Below are 20,854 nucleotides of genomic sequence, written 5' to 3' on the forward strand. Positions count from 1 at the left end.
CATCAAGTTTGACTTAAATAAAATTGGTGATTGGTTCGCCTGGTTTGGCTTTTTTAAACTTTGTCCCAGTTTCACCTTTGGCAAATTTTTCTTTCACTTTGCCATAAGCTTCATCTGGTAGTGCAACATAACCAACGCTATCTACCCATTTCCAAGAATTATCTAGATAAAAATCCACAAACTCTTTAACTGCTGGCTTATTATCTAGAGATTTTTTACTGACATAAATGAATAAAGGACGAGATAAAGGTGTGTAGGTATTTTTAATCACATTATCTATAGGTACTGGTTTTTCACACTTGCCAGATGGGTTTTCCACAGCCACCAAATTTAATTTATCTTGGTTTTGAATGTAATAAGAAATACCTACATAACCCAAGGCTGTCGCATCACCAGCTACCCCTTGTACTAAAAGATTTTGATTGTGACTAGGAGTATAATCTGTCCGGCCATTTTTCGCTTTGCCAGTCACCGCTTGAGTCATATAATCAAATGTCCCTGTATCCGAAGCTGGCGCATATAATTTCAGTTTTTGATTAGGAAATTTCGGATTAACTTGATTCCAACTCAAAATTTTACCGTCTGATTTAGCACTCCAAATTTTCTCTAATTCTTTAATAGTTAGACATTTAGCAAAGGTATTTTGAGGGTTAGCAATCACAGCAATTCCATCTAAACCTATGGGTAATTCGACAAATTCAATATTTTTACTTTGACATTTTTTAATTTCTTCATCTCTAATAGTCCGAGACGCGCCCACAATATCAATATCACCATTACAAAACTTACTTATACCGCCACCAGTACCACTGGATGCTACACTCACTTGGGCTTCCGGTTTGACCTTGCTATATTCTTCTGCCACTGCTAAAGAAATCGGAAAACCAACCGCAGCCCCATCAATACTAACTTGACGCTGTAATTCTTCACCACTACTACAGGCAGTTATCGTACTCAAAATTAGCATTAAGTTTGTGAAATGAAAGCCAGATTTAACTAGAGTAGGCAATCTCATAAACTATCCAAAATTTGCAAGTGTTTTAGATGAAAGTAACTTTAATTGCAGCCTTAAGCACCACCAAGTCAAAATTGATCAGGAATTGATTCATCAAATATTTTGCTGATTTTCAATTATTGACTTTGGCATTATTCCAGTTACATGAATATTTCCCTCAGGCTTTTTTAGCAGATTGTATTTGGTCAAAAATTGCCCCATTATTAAAAAATTTATTTTGAATCAAATCCCAACCACCTAAATCTTGAGCCGTGAATAATGTATTGATTGGAGGGTGTTTGGCTGCTACTTCTTGGGTAACGGTGGGATTCACCGGACGATATTGTAATTTCGCAAATTCGCGTTGTGCTTCTGTCGAGTATAAGAAATCAACAAAGGCGGCGGCAACTTCTCGATTACCGTGTTTATCAACGTTTTTATCAACTACCGCTACAGGATTATCAATAGAAATGTTAACTTGCGGCACTGTGTAAGGTAGTTTTGTACCATTGTTTTCTGCCAAAGCAATTTCATTTTCATAGTTAATTAAGACATCGCCTTGATTTTTTTGAAAAAATAAATCGCTAGCTTCGCGCGCATCTTTAGTCAGAATTGGCGTATTTTTATAGACTTGAGTGACATAATTTAATGCGGCTGTTTCATCACCGCCTGTCAGAGTTACCGAACCCCAAAAAGCCAAGAATTCCCAAATCGCAATCCCAGAAGTTTTTGGGTTAGCGGCGATTAATGTTACGCCATCTTTTGCTAAGTCTTGCCAAGTATTAATCCCTTTAGGATTGCCTGCGCGTGTAACGATCGCCGCTACAGATTTACTAACAATACCATTTCTCGGCGCACGGTTTTCCCAACCTGCTTTAATCAAACCTGCTTGCTGAATTTTGTTGACATCTAATGGCAATGCCAAATGTACAATATCTGCTTCTTGAGAACCTGCAATCACCGCTGCTGCTTGCGCCCCAGAACCACCATAACTTTGCTCAAAAGTGACATTTTGATTGTGTTCTTGCTTCCATTTGGCAACAAATTTAGGTATTATCTGGTCGTGAGCAGCTTTAGTTACGGAAAAAGAAACAAGCTTAAGTCTAACATCAGAAGTTCCAGCATATCTGGTTTGCGAACAAGCTGCGATCGCGGTAATTAAAACAGCCCCCACCAACCATAAACTTACAAAGCTTTTAACATTGCGTACCTTCAACCACCTTGTAACTATTTGTTGGTAACGCTGTATAGCTTGCAATACTTTATCCACAATTAAGTGTCTCAACTGCGCTAGATGTTGCGACTTGCTCATCAGCACTGCTCCTTTATTTCCGGTATGTCGGGCGAGATACCGTGATTAAAACTATGGGAGTATTATACGAACTATAAACCTGGATCTATCAAGAGCTTTATTTTTTGTTACTGAGTCAACAAATTACCATCAGCAAATAAGCATCACTTAAGCATTTATCTAAAAAATCAAACCTTAGGCTGATTTTTGTTTACGGACTGTATGCAATGCAAAAATCCCCGACTTTATTCAAAAAGTCAGGGATTTAATCTCAATTATTCAAAACTTAGAGTTCTGTCACCTATTACCTAGAACTAGTCAATCAGTTGTGGGCTAGGAACTTGCACGTCAATATCAGCTTGAGATAACGTCGGTAATGACCAAGTACCTTCGCCAGCTTTGAAAACTTGAGCAGGTGCAACATTCAATTCAATCGCGCCAGTAGTTGGATTAGTTCTGGCAATTGATTGTGTACCATCAACAAACTTCACAGCAATTGGTTCAGTTAACTCTTGTGCTTCAGTATTAGGAGTTAAAACTACCTGAGAAGCAGCAGGTAAATAAATACCATCACAATCCCAATCATCATCTGTAACTTGCCCTGCGGCTAAAAAGTAAAGTTGTGTTGGAGATTTTTTCGGTTTATTAGCATAAACAGCCAAAGTTTTTCCGGTTTCATTGTGACATTGCGCCCGTTTTTTAGCAGTTTCCATAACATATTTTTGAGACTGCAATTGTGAAAGTTTTGCTTGAAATTCTTCAGGTGTATAGCCAGCTTGTTCTGGGTTATCTTTAACAGTTAAAAGTTGATTAATAGCTTGTGTTACTTCTGTATAATCAGCCCCTTTAGTGAAATCTTTACCAGCCCAAGAAGGTTGAGCAACTGTTAAATTCACAATAAATACAAGCGCGACAAGCATAATTTTGATGAACTGCATAATTTTCTCCCTGGTTTGAGATTATTGAGTATTGCGATAGAGTCAAAAGCAAATTGATTGGTCTATAAATTTCATAATTTACACTTCAGACTTACGAGGAATTGTAGGAAAACTCTCCAGTCTATTAGGATTGACCCAGCGATTAATAAATTCATTGTTTTTGCGGACTTTAATTTGTACTTGTTTAGAACTGAGCTTCACAACTTCAGCCGGAATTTTTTGGACATCGTGAGCGTCGGGGCGAGATTTATAAAGCCAGATAACTTTTTGTCCAACTTCAAAGTAGTGGGGATGATCGACTAAAGAAAGATGAGTGTCTGCCCAAGAGGGAAAAGCAACTACAAAGTTGATTAAAAGTACTAAGACACTTAAAGAAAGAGGAAAAATTTTCATACATTTTGACAATTACAAACTTTGAGTCTTAAATTTAGAAGTTTGAATTATTTTGATTAATCCCATGAGACAGAAACAAGTAACTGTCAAAGCAATTGGCGGCAATGAAGCACTATCTATGATAATAAATACACCTAAACCTATTAAAACGAAAGGCACAAAATTATTGCCATAGCGAGTGAGCAAACTAGCGATCGCATTTTGACAAGTTAGCTTATAAGTTACATAACACCAAACACCAACTAGTAATAAAAACACTGTAATTATTACTAACAATTCTGTAAAAGCACTATGAGCAAATAAAGGCATATAAATACCAACGTTATCACTACCATTGGCAACAGTAATAGCCGCCACACTATATGCTTGGGGAGCCAAAAAACTAGTAAACCTAGCAGAATCAGATAATTCTATTGCTGATTCCTCTTCTGATTCAGAATTATTTTCTCCATTGAGTAATCTATTTAAGCCAATGGTAATTGGTACAAAACCTAAAAGTCCCATCCATTGAGACGGTAATATCAAACCTCCAAAAAAACCAATTAAACTAGCAATCACCAAAGTACAGAAACCTAAATATTGTCCAATCACGATATGCCGACGACGAAAAGTTGCATTTGCTTGCGAAAATAACAGAGTCAAAATAACTAAATCATCTAAATTTGTAGCTGTAAAAGCTGTGATTCCGGTAGAAATAGACGTGATAATTTCGTTCATTTGAATTTTTTCTCGATTGTCTTACTAGTATTGTTTTTGTATATCTGCCTCAGCGTAAAAGTTGCGGTTTAATGAAGCTTGCAGATATAGCATCTCCATCCAATTGGTAAGTGGTGTCTATTAGTAATTAAGAATAATTGATGAATCTCTTTGTTAAGAGCAGAGATGATTATTGAGTCAAAGATTGTAGAAGCAAACCTACAAATGGATGGAGTGAAAGATAATGCAGATTCTGATGGAGTAATTAGGGTGCATTTTATGGGCGAGCTAGCTTTTCGACAACTTTGCGATCGTCGCCTACTGGTTGAGCATCTGGGAAATATTTATTATTAGAAGTTTGTTTAGCAAATTTGCTATTAGTTTGCAGATGTAAGCCAGGTAATAACGCAACTTTAGCTTCATTATGCTCTTTAGGAGTATGAACTAAAGTTACTTTTAGCTCATTAATCATTTGTTGCTGCTCTTTGATTATTTGAGTTAATTCATTGAGCTTTTGAGCGTTTAATTCATCCAGCTTTTGATGCAGCAATTCAATATTTTGGCTAGCTCTCAAATTTACTTGATGGTCGATTTCAGCATTTCTGCGGTCTGTGTCTGACTGACGATTTTGACTCATCAAAACAATTGGCGCGGTATAAGCAGAAGCAAATGAAAATACTAAATTCAGCATGATGAATGGTGACTCATCCCAGTGAGGAATTCCTGGTGCTAAATTCATTCCTACCCAACCAGCCAAAATCGTGCTTTGGCAAATGAGAAACTTCCAAGAACCAACATGACTAGCTAATTTATCAGCAAGTCTTTGTCCAGATGTTAATTCCTCTGGAGATACGTTTTGAATTGCTGGTACATCAACGCTGTTTGATAATGTTTTTTTGTTGGTATTCATATTGCACCTGGTTGGCTTCGCTTGTGTTTGTCTTGATGACTTTTAATGTAAGCTTTCGCACCGATAGGAGCAAATATTCTTTTTTTTTAAAACGATAAAGAAAAGTGATTAGTATTTAAATGCTTTGCAGACGTGATTGACGCGCATACTTTTTGAGCTATGAGGATTTCTCTCTACCCTTTTAGCTAAAAAATTGCCCAATCCAAGGTCTAGCCAACTGATACAACAAAACAAGCACAATCGGCACAATAATTGGAACAGCGACGATTAATCCCCATTTATCAAAGCGCAGTGGTTGGCCGTCGGATTTGAAAAATGCCAATAATCCTACCACTCCCATCAATGCCCAGATTAAGCCAAAGCCAATAAAGATGATAAATACAGAGTCTTGCATTTTAATTATTCAACCATCAACAGCAAAGATATTCACTATAGTCTTTTTTTCCTCTGCACCCTCTACTACCCCAAAGTCCCTTATCTGAGGATGTCATCTCTAGGCTAGCTTGATTAACTACCGATCGCATATTCTCTGAGGTCATCATAGCTATATTGCGATCGCCTTTCTCCGAAAAAACAATTACGAAAACTCTTGGCCCAGCATTGAAGTTACAATGCAGTAGGGATTTTTAGGTCAAATTCGATGCAATCTAGCCAAGTGAAACAGAAATTTCAGGCCTTGTGGACTGCCTTAGTTTTACTAAGTGTATTTTTTTGTGTGGAATTGAGTGCAGGAATTTGGAGTCACAGTCTGTCACTGTTAGCAGACGCAGAGCATATTCTGTCTGATGTGGCAGCTTTGGGTTTAGCGATCGCTGCATCTTGGCTGTCTCAGTCTATCTCTAAACAAACTATATTTGCTCGCTATCGACCAGAAATTTTAGCAGCTTTAATTAACGGTCTTAGTTTAGCTTGTATCGCCGCTTGGATTGTCAAAGAAGCTTTGGTGAGATTGCAATCTCCCGAGGTGGAGATTCTCGGTGTACCAATGTTGACAACAGCATTAATTGGCTTAGGAATTAATAGCTTTAACGCTCTCTATCTACATGGATGTAGCCATCAAGATTTGAATATTCGAGGTGTGTTTCTGCATATTTTGGCAGATATCGCTAGTTCTATCGGTGCTGTTTTAGCCGCGATCGCCGTTCTCTGGTTAAATTGGACATGGGCAGATGGAGTCATCAGCTTAGTAGTAGCAGTATTTATCGCCTTATTTGCCGCTTATTTAGTCATAGAGAGTGTGAAATCTCTACGTGGTCAAATTAACGATATTGCTCATGGTAGTTGTATGTGCAATTTACCACCAGAAATTTGTAGCGATCGCACTATGGCAGAAAAAACCCTATTTCCATCATTAGAAGAACTCATCAAATAAATATTCAGACTCACTTACTAACAGCAATTTGCTTGAGGATGTTCATTGGGCCTGTGGCTTTGAGAAATTGCATTTCTTGTTCATTACGTACTAACAAAGCACCAGCCAGTCCCAGAGAATTGACCGATATCGACTGAAAATGCTCTTGCGATCGCGGTACAATTAACATCCATTCTCTAGTAGCTAGTAAATTATAAGCACCTGATTGTCTGTTACCATCAACTGCATCTATACCCACACTATTCAACAAACTGCGGTATAACTCTGATATTTTCCCAGCCGTAGTTAACGGAGACTTGACCCACTCCGGATCTAAAGTAGCAAAAGCATTGACAAAAGGCAGTTGGGGAATAGTTGCAACAGCACCTTGAAATTCTGCAGCTGCCAAAAGTGGTTCAATAGGTATCTGGACTCCAGAATTCACCAGGGGAAGGGGGACTATTTGCAGATGTTTATGTCGCTGACTAGCCCCTGCGCTTTTTCCACCGTTATAAAAAGCTAAACCATCAAAGTCAGCTAAACAGGCTAACAAAGCCGCAAAATCTTCTGGTGTCAGCAGGCTTTCTTGTTCTTCAAAAGCACGAGTAATGATGAGTAAGTGATGATCAACAACATTAAATTTATTCAAAATACAGACATGAGTATCGGAAATATCCGCCACAAATAAATCCTGTTCGTAAGGAAGAAAAGGATTAAATTCTTTAGCAGTCCCGATAGTTTGTTGCTGTTCTTTTTTAGCTGCGTCTTTGCGGGTCAGGTTAGATAAAATTCGGACTAAGAAGCTAACGCCAGCTTGCTCGACAAATTCAAAATCTGTGGCTATCGATAGCAATGCACCACATTTAAGCGCATATTCAGTTCGCTCTTTGACACTTGTCCATAAAGTGCCAGGTTTGAGTAAGATATCCCCTTGCACCATTGATGAGTAAAGTATTTATCATTCATCAGTCTAAATCAGGTTCAACACCAAGCGATCGCAATTGGGCAATTAATCTTTCTGTCCGTTGACGTTCTGTGTCGGCGCGTTCTCGTTCTTGTTCGGCACGTTGACGTTCTAATTCGGCGGGAGTCATCACCCAATTATTTGTGCCATCATACCAACGCAGCCAAGGCTGTTCAGCATCTTGGTAGCGTCCTTGCCATATACCCAAACCTAATTCTAATTCTGGTATCCAAAAGCGTGGTTCTGTTAAATTGACTTCAGCATAACGACCACCATTTAATTTAAAAATTTTCAACTCATATTTGTAGCGGTCAAAAATTGCGTAGTAGGGAATTCGCAAAATTCGCTCATAAACTTCCCATTTTGTGGGTGGTTGCTCAATATCACGTAAAGTTTGCCCCAAATCTTCTTTTTCTGTACCAGGAGACAGCAATTCAATCACAATAAACGGGTTGACTCCCTCTTGCCAAACCACATAACTCAAACGCAAGTCTCTTTGTTCATAAAGTCGAGAACCACCCACAACTGCAAACCAGTCTGGCCGCTTGTACCACAGTGGATGACGCAAGTCATAATATAAGTTTAAATCGCTAGCGGTAAATACTTGGTCGCTAGGGTAAGTTGACGGACGAAAAGTTTCGTCTAATAGACGGGGTTGCAATAAATGAAACTGATCTGGCAAACCAGGTTCCTCTGGATCTTCACTCTTGAGATCATACATTGTCGGTAAGATTTCTTTTGGGGAAAGTGGTGGATCAGTTTGATACATGATTAACCAGCCCTAAGATTGAGACTATAGATTTTATTATGGACTTATTACAACTGGTATGTAGCAGTTTAACCAGAAAACGGGGAATATTTTATTAATGAGGATGCTCCCGTAGTTGCTCAAATGGCACATGAAAAATACCTGAATGCCAAGTTGCACGTTTTTCTGATTAATGAAACTGGGACTTGCAACAGGATATGATTTCTGGTCAATTTGGTAGGGTTTCTAATTTTATTTTCGGCTGTTTTAGCTAAAAAGTTTTGGCTGAAGTGTGGCGTGCAATATTAATTTATTAAGCCGATTTACTTCTTAACATCAGTGCGCGTATTGCATCGAAAATGCTTAACTCAGTGTGCGGTAAACTTCCTCAATGCTTTGTGATGATTAACGCTCAAAGTTAATTACTGCTTAAGAAAGAGCCTCCAACTTCAAAAGTACGGTAAACTGCAATACAACGTTCCCAAATTGTCATTTAAAATTAAAACTAAGAAGCAAGTTAAGGAGCCGCCAGGATGCAAGTCTCATACGATTCTGACAAGCGCAAATTGCTATCATCTCTGTGTCATGGGGCAATATTTTTTAGTACAGCCTTATTTTCCATTGGCGTACCAATTGTTATTAACATAATTTCTGATGACCCAGTTGTTAAAAGTAACGCTAAAGAATCAATTAATTTTCACTTTAATGTTTGGTTTTGGGCAACGGTAATTGGTGTACCCATTGCGGTTCTTTCGTGGCTAACTTTTGGTATTGGGGGAATTTTGTTTTTCCCAGTTGTAGCTTTGGGATTTTTAATCCACTGGGGATTAACCATTGGGGCTTTAATACACTGTTTCAATCAGCCTGATGTGCCTTTTCGTTATCCATTCATTTTTAGAGTTTTCTAACTGAATTACAAAATGGTATAGGTAGTTGTGATTCTGCACAAATGTACAGAATCATCACTAATTAATATGACATATATGAGTTAATCATCCCTTTTTATGAAAAAAACTGGTACAGATTTTGTACCAGTTTTTTAATGAGATTATCTTCTTAACCCAATTATTCAGATTCAGGTAAAGTTTGCACTTTACCATCAGGACTAAGCACAACCCGAATTTTGACATTTTGTCCAGAACGATTCGCCGACACAAAGGGTTTACCAATTGCTGGCATTCCTGTATTGTCAATAAATTCTCTGGCTGGTTTATTCAGTGGTAAAATTCGGGTAATTGTACCGTCAACATCGACAGACAAGCTATATTCTAGGGTTTGTGTTAATCCTGATGGCGGTTGCCAATGTTTTTGAAAGAAACTTCTAGCTTCTGCTACTTGAGTAGTGTCAAATAAGGTACTATTTGTCGCTACATTTGCAGGTGTAAAAGCTTTAGGTTCTTCGCCTAACCTATCAACTGCGGGATTAATCTCTGGGGAAGAATTAGCAGCAGAAGCATTGAGTTTTCCTACTAGTTCTTGCTCAGTCGGTGAAGATTTTGCGGGAAGATTGTTACGTTGGTTGTTATTGGTTATGGGATTTGAAAAAGAAGGCGGAATAACCGGAATAGTTGATGTTAAGTTGTTGTTATTAGCAGATAGCCTGGGTGGTAGACTCCGCCTTTGAGGTAAATCTTCAGCCTGAATAGCTGATTGTCCAGAGTTGAATTTTAAATTGGGATTAAGGGCAATTTGCTGTCCAGGAATCGTGGTTGATGCGGTAGTTCGTTGATTATTTTTGGGGTTGGTAATTGCTGTTTGGGGTATAGTCAGTAAATTTTTAGAACCCACTGGGGGCAAAGCAGAGGATGTTTGAGCAGTGGGGAGATTTAGGTTAGGAATTATGGGTTGTGCTGGCAAACTAGAAGTAGGTAGAGGCAGCGTTGAACCGATGGGTGGTAAAGTTGCCAAATTATCGGTAGGCGCAAGAGTAGCTGCGGGTGAAGGTTGTAAGGCCAGTTCTGATGGTGCTTGGGGAACTTCCTTTTTGGCTACTTGTTGCTGTTGTTGCCGATGATTATTGGCATATTGTAAAGTCAGTGGCAATAAACCCACACTCAATACCAAAACTGCTGCAACTGGCGCCCAAGTAGGGAAGCGAAGAACAGAATTAGTGTTATTTAAATTTGGTAATGCCATGACATCAGTGGAATATTCATCTAAAGCTGTGGCTAAGTCAAAAATTTGCAGCAGACTCAGTTGAATTACATGGCCAGATGTGGGAGTGGCAAGAGAACCAAGATGTAGCTTATGGGTTAAGTAGTTGCCTGGTTCTAAATATATTTTTGATTTAGGAACAACTGATGTAAAAGAGTTGAAAGCTTGTGTAGTGGATAGCGACGATGGTTGTACATCGCTTAAGGCTAAATCATAGGATGCTTTTGTCGAGTCTTGGGGGCCAGAAAAACTCATCCGAAAGCTTTCTGGCGACTGTTGCAGATATTGTTGCACGTAACTAGTAACAGCATCACACAAAGCTTCGAGTTGGTCGCGATCGCCCCGAATTATCACCCTGCGTTCTTCTGGTAGTCTAGGATCGTCCAGGCGTAACTCAAAGCTGAGTTGCTTAATTACTGTTTTCCCCATCCAACGGGACAAAGGAGAGCTTTGCGCCAATACTTCTAGTGTGCAAGTAGGGGGTGTGTAGCGACGAATGACAGAATTTGATAGAGGCATGGCTGGAACTGCGAAGGAGACGTTTTCAAAGTTTTGCAGAATGGTCGATGAGTGCTAACCAGAGTCGGCGGTGTCCACCAGGCGCGCTGTAGAACAGTAAGTCTACAAGTAGTTTGAGGGCAAGGTGGGTAAGTAATTCCGTTGAAATTTGGTCATCCTCTTCCATTCGCTCTTGGTAGGTGTTGCAAAAAGCATCAATGTAATCTCCAAGTAAAGCAGCCTGATGAGGTTCCCGGTTGTTTTCCGCCATTTGCTCTAGTAACCCAACAGCACGACGAAGTAGTTCTTGGTGCTGTTTGGCGAGGTAGCAGATGATTAAAACAAGCGCACGCGCTTCTTCTACATCTAGCTTTTTTCGCCCTCCTTGACCTTTGCGTAGGGGGTTAGACTGGCGTAGTCGCCATAAAGCTACGCGGTCTGGCACTCTTGACTCTAAATTTAAGCTAACTGCCGCAGCAAGCATCGCCTCCGAACCAATCCCGGTAAAGGTTTCTAATGCTAACAACACCAAGTCCAACTGAGTTTTGATATTGTCCCATTGGACTGTATTTGGGGTTGGAAGTTTGGCTAAATCCTCCCATTGGGAATTGGGCGTGGCAGAATCGGCGGCCGAGTGCATAACTTTTAGCATAGGTGATCGGGCTGGTAGGGGCTGTTGCTGTTACCTATTTTGAAACCAGACTCTTAAGGCTTCAGGTTGGTTTCCCGTGATTACAGCAGGGAACAGAAAGATTGAAAGTTAATTGATATATGATTTTTCTTGATAATCTGTACCTTATTCACCTGCAATCTGCTGTATTTAACCAGAAGTTAAGGCTAACTTTTTGAAATTAGGTAAACAGCAGTGGTCACTGTCTTACTCTACAGGATGAAAAATTATTTTCCATACACTTAGCAAAGTAGAAAATTCCCTACCGTAGTCAAAGTATTCATAAAGTTAACCTCAACTTCAGTACGAAGTATAAATTAATATCAGAATCATCCATTTACTAAAATTGCTAATTATCTTGAAAACTTAAGCATGGTGTGATAAATGCTGTTTTGATGCTGTCAATATTTCTGAGTTAATAGTTCAAAAAATGTTTATTTTTGACAATTCACTCTTAAATTTTGACAATCCTCAATACGATCTAATCTGCCATTTGCCTAAATTTTGTAGTAATTAGCAATTCATAACTAATAGACTACACCAGTACGATTTCTTGCCTGTTTAAGAAATGTGAGCAATTGTCACACCGCTACCACCATCTGCTTGTTCGGCTGGTTCGTAACTGCTAACTCTTGGATGTTGTTGTAAATAGGCGTGAACACCTTGCCGCAATTTCCCTGTGCCATGTCCGTGAATAATCCAAATTTGGCCATGAGCTTCGGAAATAGCTTTGTCTAATTCAATTTCGGCATCAGCTACCCGCTTACCGCGCAAATCAACTGTATTTTTTGAGGTACGAATTGCTGGTGCGGCTTGGGGTGGCGGTGGGGTTTGTGTGGGTGTTGGCTTGGGTTTGGCAATGGGTTCGGGTTTTTGCCCATCTAGAGATTCGATGTCTTGCAGTTTCACCGTCATTTTCATGATGCCGAAGCGGACGGTTAACTCTCCATCCTCATCGGGGGCGGTTAATACTTCGGCTGGTTGTCCAAATTGAGAGATCCGGATGCGATCGCCTACTTTCGGCATAAACCCAGCTTTCGGTTTCGGCGGTGGGGCTGGTTGATATTTTTGGGTAATTTGATTTAAAGCATTGGTGGCTGCTTGGGCATCTTGGGCTGTGGGTGTGCCTTGTTGCAAGCGGCGAATGACTTGGGCAATTTCACCTTTAGCTTGAGCGATTGCTTGCTGTACGGCGATTTCTTGGGAAGCCCGCAGTGATTTTTCGCGCTCTTGTAAAGCTGCGGCTTTGTCGGATACTTCTTTATATAGTCGTTCGGCTTGCTGGACTAATTTTTGGGCTTCTGCGGCTTTGGTTTCTTGGCTGCGGCGTTGGGCTTCTAACCCTGCAATCACTTGGTTTACTTCGTCGGTGGCTTCGCCGACTTGGGTTTTAGCTTGTTCTACTACTTCTGGTTTTAAACCTAAACGCAAAGCGATCGCTAAAGCATTAGAACGTCCCGGAATCCCCCACAATAATCGATAGGTAGGCGAAAGTGTCGCTTCATCAAATTCTACGGAAGCATTTTCAAACCGCGCATCTTCGTATTTTAGGGCTTTGAGTTCGCCAAAGTGCGTTGTCGCAATTGTTAGCTGGGCGTGTTGAGCTAGGTATTGCAAAAGTGCGATCGCTAAGGCACTGCCCTCGGCTGGATCTGTACCTGCGCCTACTTCGTCAAGGAGAACGAGGGAATTGGGTTGTTCTTCATTGCCTAAAGCATTTAAGATGCGGCTAATACGGCGGATATGCCCTGAAAATGTGGATAAACTTTGCTGGAGGGATTGTTCATCGCCGATATCTGCTAATACTTGGTCAAACCAAGGCATTTCTACAGGTTCACGGGCGGGAATAAATAAACCTACTTTTGCCATTAACGCCGCTAAACCGAGGGTTTTTAGTGTGACAGTTTTACCCCCTGTATTCGGCCCGGTAATTGTCACTACCCGGATATGCGGACTAATTAATAAATCTACGGGAATTACGGTATGACCTTGTTCATGTTGTTGCTGCCAAACTAATAAAGGGTGGCGCAACTGGCGCAAGGTGATAATTTCTTGTTCTTCGCGGTTGATAAATCTGGGCGGATTGGCTTTGAGCCAGTAACTATAACGCGATCGCGCTGCTGCTAAATCTAGGGTGGTGACAATTGCCAACAGCCTTTCTAAGTCTGGTGTTACGGCTGCTACTTGTTCAGTTAAAACGCGCCTAATTGCTTCTTCTTCTACTTGTTCTCTTTTGAGCGTTTGGCGCAGTTGATTCCCCATCGGCACGATAGAGTTAGGCTCTACGTATAAAGTGACACCACTAGTCGAAGTATCGTGAACAATGCCGGGGATAACATCTTTGTGGCTGGCTTTGACTGGAATCACAAAGCGATCGCCGCGTTGGGTAATTAGCTGTTCCTGAACCGCGTTAGATTTAGCTTGTAAAATATTATGCAGTTTTTGGTTAATTTGACTGCGTAATCGCCGCAAATCGTCCCGAATGTCGCTGAGTTTTTGACTAGCGCGATCAGATACTTGACCGCGTTCATCAATACAACGGTGAATTTCTTGTTCGATTTCGGGGTAAGTGCGTAAATCTGCGACTAAATCAGTTAATACAGGTAAATTTTCTTGGTTATCAATTACACGTCGCAAATTTCTCGCACCGGCTAGAGTAGTAGCGATCGCTAATAATTCATCACCAGCCAAAATCCCTTGAAGTTCGGCGCGTCTGATCGAATCACCAATATCTTGAATACCGTCAAAAGATAAGCTAGTAGTCAGTTGGCTTTCTAGTTGATAAACCTCTTTAGTTTGGGCTAACAGCTGTTCGCTAACTGCTTGAGATGTAGGAATTTGTAAATTAGTTGAGGCGATCGCCCCTAGCTTTGTAGCCGCAAATGTCGCCAAATGCTGGCAGAGGCGATACCATTCCAGTAGTTCTAAAGTTTCCGATTGGATCAAGGCTGCAATATCTAAGAATCTCTTATGAAATTATCGTAACAACAGACTCGCGTTTACAGCCAAGATGCAGCAGACAATCTTTTAAAAAAGTTCTTGACTAAAGTGACTCTGGTAAGATTGCCTTGCCTTGTCCACTTCCAAAATAGTATCAAAAAATCATCTTTGTCCAAACCTCATTCAATAAGAATTCAAAAGTCGCAAGTCAAAAGTCAAAATCAAGACGCTAGAAAACTCGCGCTTCGCTGCGCTATCAGTCGGTGATTCAGTCCCGCAAATGATTAAAGATGACTCAATGGAAAATTTATTAGGTTTCTTAACCCTTCTTATTCATACACAAAATTCCCGTGGAGAATTCTGGCGACTGAATTCCTGAATTCTATTTTGATAAATAATTTTTTGCTGTGCTAATTTGGTAATGTTTCAAACTTAATTTTTGTAAATTTTTTCGCAAAAATATCAAAATTATTATTCTTTTATTCAAAGAAAAAGACTTGTGTAGTATTTTAGACTATAATTATGTAGTATAGCTTAAATTTAGTAGCAAAATAAAAAAACCTACGCACATCAAACTTTAAATTATCGCCAAATTTTATGCTATTTAGCCAAGCTAATTTGCCTTACTGGATTTTCTTGGGAATGGGGATTTTATTATTTCTGGGAATGATTATTTCCGGGCAAGCAGGGCAAGATGTAGATTTAGATGCAGATGCAGATGTAGAGTTTGATGCAGATGGCGACAGCGAATTTAGCTTTGGGCAATTATTAGGATGGGTAGGGATTGGCAAAGCCCCATTAATATTATTGCTGGCAACAGATTTAAGTTTTTGGGGAATTTTTGGTTTGGCTTTTAATACTTGGTTTGCCAACCAAATTACTAGTTTAATCAGTCTAATTATTTTATTTAGTTCATTGTTACTGAGTTTATTTTTAGGGAGATTAATTGCCCAACCAATTGGGAAAATTTTTGCAGAGTTTAGTGAAGATACCAGTAGCGATCGCCTGATTGGTCGTGTTGGTACAGTCAGTTCAGCATACATACCAGTTGAGCAGCAAGGCAAAATAGGTCAAGTAAATGTCATAGATGCGAAACGCAATTTTTTAACTATTAGTGCGGTTTTAGCAGATTGGGCGACGACTGCACCACAACGGGGCGAAAAAGTTCTAATTATTGAACATAAATCTCGAATTTATGTTGTGATTGCCAAAGATAGTGTGGATGAAGAAAATTGGTTAACCAACTCAAACCGTAAACAATAGATAGCAAAATTAGGAGAAAGATATGCGATTTTGGTTGAATTTTATCCAGTCTTTACCAAACCTGACAACCGAGCAATTATCACAACCGCAACCACCACAAAATCAAACAACAATCATTGCCAGAACACTGCCAATTACAACTAATCCCAGTCTTGCTCAAGTCAATACTACCTTGGTATTACCAGGAGCGATCGCCGTTGTCATTTTTCTATTATTAATTAGTTTATTTGCCTACACAAGAGTTTATGTAGTCACCCCCAACAACGAAGCATTTGTGAGAACTGGGGGTTTATTTATTAAAAAGAAATCCGTGATTCTCTATGGTGGGTGTATTGTTTTACCCGGATTTCATCAGCTAACCCGCGTACCACTCAGAGAAATATCCATTGATGTAGAAAGAACTGGTAAGCTAGCTGTGCGGACAAGAGATTACCTCCGAGCCGATATTAGAGTCACCTTTTATGTATGTATTAATGCCTCCGAAGAAGATGTATTAACAGCAGCTGCTAGACTATCTCAAAATGGGAGTAGAATTACCCCAGAAGATATTAAAAATGCCTTAGAAAAACGAGCCGACGATGCCATTAGAGCAGCAGCTAAAAATAAAGACATCGCCGAAATTGATTCTGATAAATTGGGTTTTGCCCAAGAAGTATTAAACTTAGTTGAACCTGATTTGAAAAAAGTTGGGCTAACTCTCAATAATATTGCCATTTCCGAAATACTAGAAAGTGTCACTTATGACCCTGATAGTTTCTTTGATGCTCAAGGTGTACGCTTAAGAACGGAAATTATTCAACGTTCCATTCAACAAAAACGAGAAGTAGAGTTATCTACACAAGTTACCATAGAACAAAAAGAACTAGATGCTCAAAAGCGATCGCTGCAAATTGCCCAAGAGCAAGAAAGTGCGAAACTAGAACAAAAATTGCAAGTAGAATCACTCAAAGCTCAAAAAGAACGCGAAATTCAAGAAGCTAAAGATAGAGAAACAGCCGCAATTCAACGCACCAAAATTTTGCAGCAAAAATCAGTAGAAGAAGAAGAAATTCGCAAAAAACTAGCTCTCCAACAAAGTCAAATTGAAGCCGATATTTTATTAGAAGAGCGCAATAAACAACTAAAAGTCACCCAAACAATCCAAAAACAAGAAGCCGAAATAGCAGAGATTTTACGTCAACAAAAAGTAGAATCAGAAAAATTGCAAGCCCAAGTCCAAATAGTCGAATCAGAAAGAGTAGCAAAACTAGCGCAAGAAAATGTAGCCATAGCCATAGCCAGTAAAAAACGCGAAAGCTTCGTCGCCCAGGCAGAACAAGCCAAAGCCGAAGAATCAGTCCGCACGGCTGGAGAAATTGAAAAAGCCGAACGCGGTAAACGCTTATCAATTATTGCAGCTGAAAGAGAAGCCCAAGAAAAAAGTATAGGCGATCGCAACGTCGTCGAAATCGAAGCCTTTCGCCGTCGCCGTCAAGCCGAAATCGCCCAAGAAGCCGCAGAATTAGAAGCTGAAGCAATTCGCACCCTCGCCGCCGCCAACCGCGATAAAGTCCTAGCCGAGGCAGAAGGGCTAAAAGTCAAAATCGCCGCCGAAAATACCATCAGCAACGCTAATCTCACCGCCAAAATGATTACTACTATCTGGCCCGAATTAGCTGATAAACTCCCAGAAATTGTCACTGCTTTAGCACCGCAACCAGGCGTTTTAGGAGATGCTCGCATTTACTCATTCCCTGGTGCAAATGGTAGTAGCGGCAGTCCAGATATTAATAAATTGCTGTTATCCACCAGTGGGCTAGCTTTGATCAATACCTTATTGGATGAAGGCAAATTAGGTGAATTAATTGGTCAAATCAGCCAATTAGTACACAACAATAATCATCAACCCATAACTGACCCAAACAGCCATAATTCCTTAGCAATTGTTTCCACATCCACCACAGAAGACACTCACTAAAAAAAACTGGAGATGAAAGATCACAAACCTACAGAATCATCTGTTAATTTAAACTCATGAAGTATGAGTTTCCCATTTCCCAGTCATGAATCCTTTAATTCTCCTTTGCCAAAAAATCGCTGCAAATCCCCTCACAATTTGATACCCTAGCTAGAACAGTTTTGAGAAAAGTTAAGAGCGTGGACATACAACTTGGGCGGGGGAAAACAGCTCGCAGGGCTTACGGTATTGATGAAATTGCCTTAGTTCCTGGTAAAAGAACATTAGATCCTAGTTTGGCAGATACTAGCTGGCGCATTGGCAATATTGAACGTCAAATCCCAATTATTGCCAGTGCAATGGATGGGGTTGTTGATGTAGGTATGGCTGTACGTTTATCCCATTTAGGTGCATTAGGAGTGCTGAACTTAGAGGGTATCCAAACACGTTATGCTGACCCAAACCCCATCCTTGATCGAATTGCTTCTGTCGGAAAAGATGAATTCGTTTCTTTAATGCAAGAACTTTATGCTGAACCGATAAAGCCAGAATTAATTGAAAAGCGCATTCAAGAAATTAAAGCACAAGGTGGTATTGCGGCTGTAAGTGCAACACCAGCAGGCGCAAGTAAATTTGGTGAAGTTGTTGCCAAAGCTGGGGCAGATTTATTCTTTATCCAAGCTACAGTCGTCTCTACGGCTCACCTTTCCCCTGAGTCGATAGTTACCCTCGATTTAGCGGAATTTTGCCGTTCTATGCCCATACCAGTGGTGTTAGGTAACTGTGTAACTTACGATGTCACCTTAGACTTAATTAAGGCTGGTGCGGCGGCTGTTTTAGTGGGTATTGGCCCTGGGGCTGCTTGTACTTCCCGTGGGGTATTGGGTGTGGGTGTACCCCAAGCAACCGCGATCGCGGATTGTGCAGCTGCCCGTGATGATTATTATCATCAAACTGGTAAATATGTGCCTGTGATCGCTGATGGTGGTTTAATCACTGGTGGAGACATTTGTAAGTGTATCGCTTGTGGTGCTGATGGTGTGATGATTGGTTCACCCTTTGCCAGAGCTGCTGAAGCCCCAGGACGCGGTTTCCATTGGGGAATGGCAACACCTAGCCCTGTGTTACCCCGTGGCACAAGAATTAAAGTAGGCACAACCGGCACGCTACAGCAAATCCTCACAGGCCCAGCAGGCTTAGATGATGGTACTCACAATCTCTTAGGAGCTTTAAAAACTAGTATGGGTACTTTGGGAGCCAAAGATATCAAAGAAATGCAACAAGTTGAAGTTGTGATTGCTCCCTCCCTGCTCACCGAAGGTAAAGTTTACCAAAAGGCTCAACAACTAGGTATGGGTAAATAATCAGACTGAAAAACTAGGAAGTGAAAAGGTAAACAGCAAAATTAAAAAATTCTTTGCTTTTTTACTTTTTACTTCTTTGGTAGCTATACCTAATGTCTGAGAAATATTGAGTTGAAAGCATCAGAAATTTTTTCCAGACTCTCAAACAATCAACTGGAAAAATCACGTATGTCGCCTACAATAGAGAAAGCGGAGACGCATGTTTCCGTTCACTCCTCACACCACACTCCGCCCGGACTACTGTTCGGGCGGTTCCTTATGTCGATGTTTTTTCTTTTCTTTCTGTCTGTTTCTGCATACAGCAGATTTTTCTGAACTAAACCAACCTGCTTGCCTGATATTTGTGAATAATTTCTAGAGCTTCTTAGCAAATGTACATCCTTGCTCTTCAAAGCAGATGTTTTTGCTATGGTAGAATTTTCACGAAACTCAGAAATTTAATTGGCAAAGGTTTTTAGGCATGTCAGCAGCCGCATCAGTTACAGATTCTACTTTTAAGCAAGAAGTACTCGACAGTACAGTACCTGTTTTAGTTGATTTTTGGGCTCCCTGGTGTGGCCCTTGCCGCATGGTAGCTCCTGTTGTCGAAGAAATTGCCGCTCAGTACGAAGGTCAACTCAAAGTTGTGAAAGTCAACACTGACGAAAATCCCCAAGTGGCTAGTCAGTATGGCATCCGCAGCATTCCCACATTAATGATTTTTAAAGAAGGGGCAAAAGTTGATATGGTTGTAGGCGCTGTACCTAAAAGTACATTAGCCCAAACCTTGGAAAAGCATATTACAGGTTAAACTCAATTGGTAATACAATCCTGTTGAGGCGATCGCTTGCTTTGGCTTTTGATATATATTTGTCAAAAAGTTTATGAGGCGCGAAATTTCGCGTCTCCATAACACTTTGTGCTGTGCTAGATAACTAAACTCAAATATATTAACAAAGAAAATGTCGAACATTTTCTTTACTAATGATTGTCTGTAAATTTAATATATTTAACCTTCTTATAGTCGTTCCCATACTAGTGAAGTATCAAGTTTTTACGTTTTAGGGAACAGTGAACAGTGAACAGTAAATAAATTGGTGTGTACTTCATTAGACTCGAAAACGCCATATAAGCTTTCTCATAGTTTGCCATTCTTAACCTTTTAAGAAATTTAATCGCAATTTTTCTCATTGCTTTCTTTACAAGGCTAATCAAAAGCCAGGATTTGCTGAAAGCCAAATAACAGCAATACCCGCAATGGCGTTGAGCAAGTGATAGCAACAAGCAAAGCTAACAGAGAAACAAATCGCTCCATACCTGTAGGATGAGGGAAAGAGTTCGAGCGTTGAGATGATGACGCTCGGTGAAACCAGGAAGATTGTTGATGTGTGATAGAGGATTACATTCCTACGAAATTTTACACAAAGGTCTAGTCGATTCCGGCGATCGCTTCCCCTAAAACTCTACAGTTTAAACATTAACGTTACTATATGCATCAGTCTAAAGTAGCTTTTTATACTTAGATTCTGTATCCGTCTCTGAATGCAGCAATATTCCTTGTAGAGGGATATACATAAAAAACCAAATAAATATATTTAGTTATTGATAAATATTGAGAGTTTACTTAAGTAAAATTACACAAAATTCTAATTTTGAGTACCGAATTTTGCCGTAATCTAAAAATATAAATCCTACCATTCATCTACCGTTTAGCTGTTCACTTGCTGGATACGCAGCAAATACAAATAATATAACGAACAACCAC

The 20,854-nt window shown here is 40.0% G+C and carries 17 protein-coding genes and 1 pseudogene; 6 read left to right on the forward strand and 12 right to left on the reverse strand.

Annotation, left to right across the window (positions count from 1 at the left end):
* Positions 1-13 precede the first annotated feature (13 nt).
* From H6G69_RS17575 to H6G69_RS17605, 7 genes are all read right to left on the reverse strand, one after another.
* A complete protein-coding gene (locus H6G69_RS17575; RefSeq protein ID WP_397326941.1) occupies positions 14-967 on the reverse strand; it encodes a PstS family phosphate ABC transporter substrate-binding protein in 954 nt (317 codons plus the stop codon).
* Positions 968-1,172: 205 nt separating this feature from the next.
* Positions 1,173-2,306 carry a sulfate ABC transporter substrate-binding protein gene (locus H6G69_RS17580; RefSeq protein WP_190689857.1) on the reverse strand — a complete coding sequence of 378 codons (1,134 nt, stop codon included), beginning with the start codon at positions 2,304-2,306 and terminating at the stop codon, positions 1,173-1,175.
* Positions 2,307-2,599: 293 nt separating this feature from the next.
* Positions 2,600-3,223, reverse strand: coding sequence for a hypothetical protein (locus tag H6G69_RS17585; protein WP_190689860.1), 624 nt, complete (start codon positions 3,221-3,223; stop codon positions 2,600-2,602).
* A 78-nt stretch (positions 3,224-3,301) separates the two neighbouring features.
* Entirely contained in the window at positions 3,302-3,616 is a 315-nt protein-coding gene (locus H6G69_RS17590) for a hypothetical protein (protein WP_190689861.1), read from the reverse strand.
* Between the two features lie 12 nt (positions 3,617-3,628).
* Positions 3,629-4,333: a cadmium resistance transporter gene (locus H6G69_RS17595; RefSeq protein WP_190689864.1), complete on the reverse strand. Its 705-nt coding sequence runs from the start codon at positions 4,331-4,333 to the stop codon at positions 3,629-3,631.
* A gap of 256 nt (positions 4,334-4,589) precedes the next feature.
* Complete coding sequence (locus tag H6G69_RS17600; protein ID WP_190689867.1) at positions 4,590-5,222, reverse strand: DUF1003 domain-containing protein; 633 nt, start codon at positions 5,220-5,222, stop codon at positions 4,590-4,592.
* Positions 5,223-5,403: 181 nt separating this feature from the next.
* The gene (locus H6G69_RS17605) at positions 5,404-5,616 is read right to left on the reverse strand and encodes a hypothetical protein (RefSeq protein ID WP_190689870.1); all 213 of its coding nucleotides are present in this window, start codon (positions 5,614-5,616) and stop codon (positions 5,404-5,406) included.
* Between the two features lie 246 nt (positions 5,617-5,862).
* Here H6G69_RS17605 and H6G69_RS17610 point away from each other — a divergent pair, with 246 nt between their 5' ends.
* Positions 5,863-6,594 (forward strand): cation diffusion facilitator family transporter, encoded by a 732-nt coding sequence (locus H6G69_RS17610; RefSeq protein WP_190689873.1) that lies wholly within the window; start codon positions 5,863-5,865, stop codon positions 6,592-6,594.
* Between the two features lie 10 nt (positions 6,595-6,604).
* On the opposite strand, the gene H6G69_RS17615 is transcribed toward H6G69_RS17610, so the two are convergent.
* Entirely contained in the window at positions 6,605-7,513 is a 909-nt protein-coding gene (locus H6G69_RS17615) for a phosphorylase (protein WP_190689876.1), read from the reverse strand.
* Between the two features lie 25 nt (positions 7,514-7,538).
* Complete coding sequence (locus H6G69_RS17620) at positions 7,539-8,306, reverse strand: Uma2 family endonuclease (protein ID WP_190689879.1); 768 nt, start codon at positions 8,304-8,306, stop codon at positions 7,539-7,541.
* Between the two features lie 512 nt (positions 8,307-8,818).
* Here H6G69_RS17620 and H6G69_RS17625 point away from each other — a divergent pair.
* Positions 8,819-9,193 (forward strand): DUF4870 domain-containing protein, encoded by a 375-nt coding sequence (locus H6G69_RS17625; RefSeq protein ID WP_190689882.1) that lies wholly within the window; start codon positions 8,819-8,821, stop codon positions 9,191-9,193.
* A 157-nt stretch (positions 9,194-9,350) separates the two neighbouring features.
* Here the strand turns inward: H6G69_RS17625 and H6G69_RS17630 are convergent, their stop codons facing one another.
* The 3 genes from H6G69_RS17630 to H6G69_RS17640 all read right to left on the reverse strand — a co-directional run bounded on the left by H6G69_RS17630 (position 9,351) and on the right by H6G69_RS17640 (position 14,553).
* Positions 9,351-10,958, reverse strand: coding sequence for a DUF4335 domain-containing protein (locus H6G69_RS17630; RefSeq protein ID WP_190689884.1), 1,608 nt, complete (start codon positions 10,956-10,958; stop codon positions 9,351-9,353).
* A 25-nt stretch (positions 10,959-10,983) separates the two neighbouring features.
* Positions 10,984-11,589, reverse strand: a complete 606-nt coding sequence (locus H6G69_RS17635) for a DUF3038 domain-containing protein (RefSeq protein WP_190689887.1) — start codon at positions 11,587-11,589, stop codon at positions 10,984-10,986.
* Between the two features lie 579 nt (positions 11,590-12,168).
* Positions 12,169-14,553, reverse strand: coding sequence for an endonuclease MutS2 (locus H6G69_RS17640; protein ID WP_190689889.1), 2,385 nt, complete (start codon positions 14,551-14,553; stop codon positions 12,169-12,171).
* A gap of 591 nt (positions 14,554-15,144) precedes the next feature.
* On the opposite strand from H6G69_RS17640, the gene H6G69_RS17645 reads away from it, so the two are divergent.
* The 4 genes and pseudogenes from H6G69_RS17645 to trxA form a co-directional block, all read left to right on the forward strand.
* Entirely contained in the window at positions 15,145-15,810 is a 666-nt protein-coding gene (locus tag H6G69_RS17645; RefSeq protein WP_190689892.1) for an OB-fold-containig protein, read from the forward strand.
* A gap of 22 nt (positions 15,811-15,832) precedes the next feature.
* Positions 15,833-17,767 (forward strand): flotillin family protein, encoded by a 1,935-nt coding sequence (locus H6G69_RS17650; RefSeq protein ID WP_190689895.1) that lies wholly within the window; start codon positions 15,833-15,835, stop codon positions 17,765-17,767.
* Between the two features lie 179 nt (positions 17,768-17,946).
* The gene (locus H6G69_RS17655; RefSeq protein WP_190689897.1) at positions 17,947-19,110 is read left to right on the forward strand and encodes a GuaB3 family IMP dehydrogenase-related protein; all 1,164 of its coding nucleotides are present in this window, start codon (positions 17,947-17,949) and stop codon (positions 19,108-19,110) included.
* 439 nt (positions 19,111-19,549) lie between these two features.
* Positions 19,550-19,900 (forward strand): annotated as a pseudogene (gene trxA, locus H6G69_RS17660) (thioredoxin); the annotation flags it as partial.
* Between the last annotated feature and the right edge of the window lie 954 nt (positions 19,901-20,854).

Source organism: Nostoc sp. FACHB-110, assembly GCF_014697425.1.
In the GTDB taxonomy this organism is placed as follows: Bacteria; Cyanobacteriota; Cyanobacteriia; order Cyanobacteriales; family Nostocaceae; genus Nostoc_B.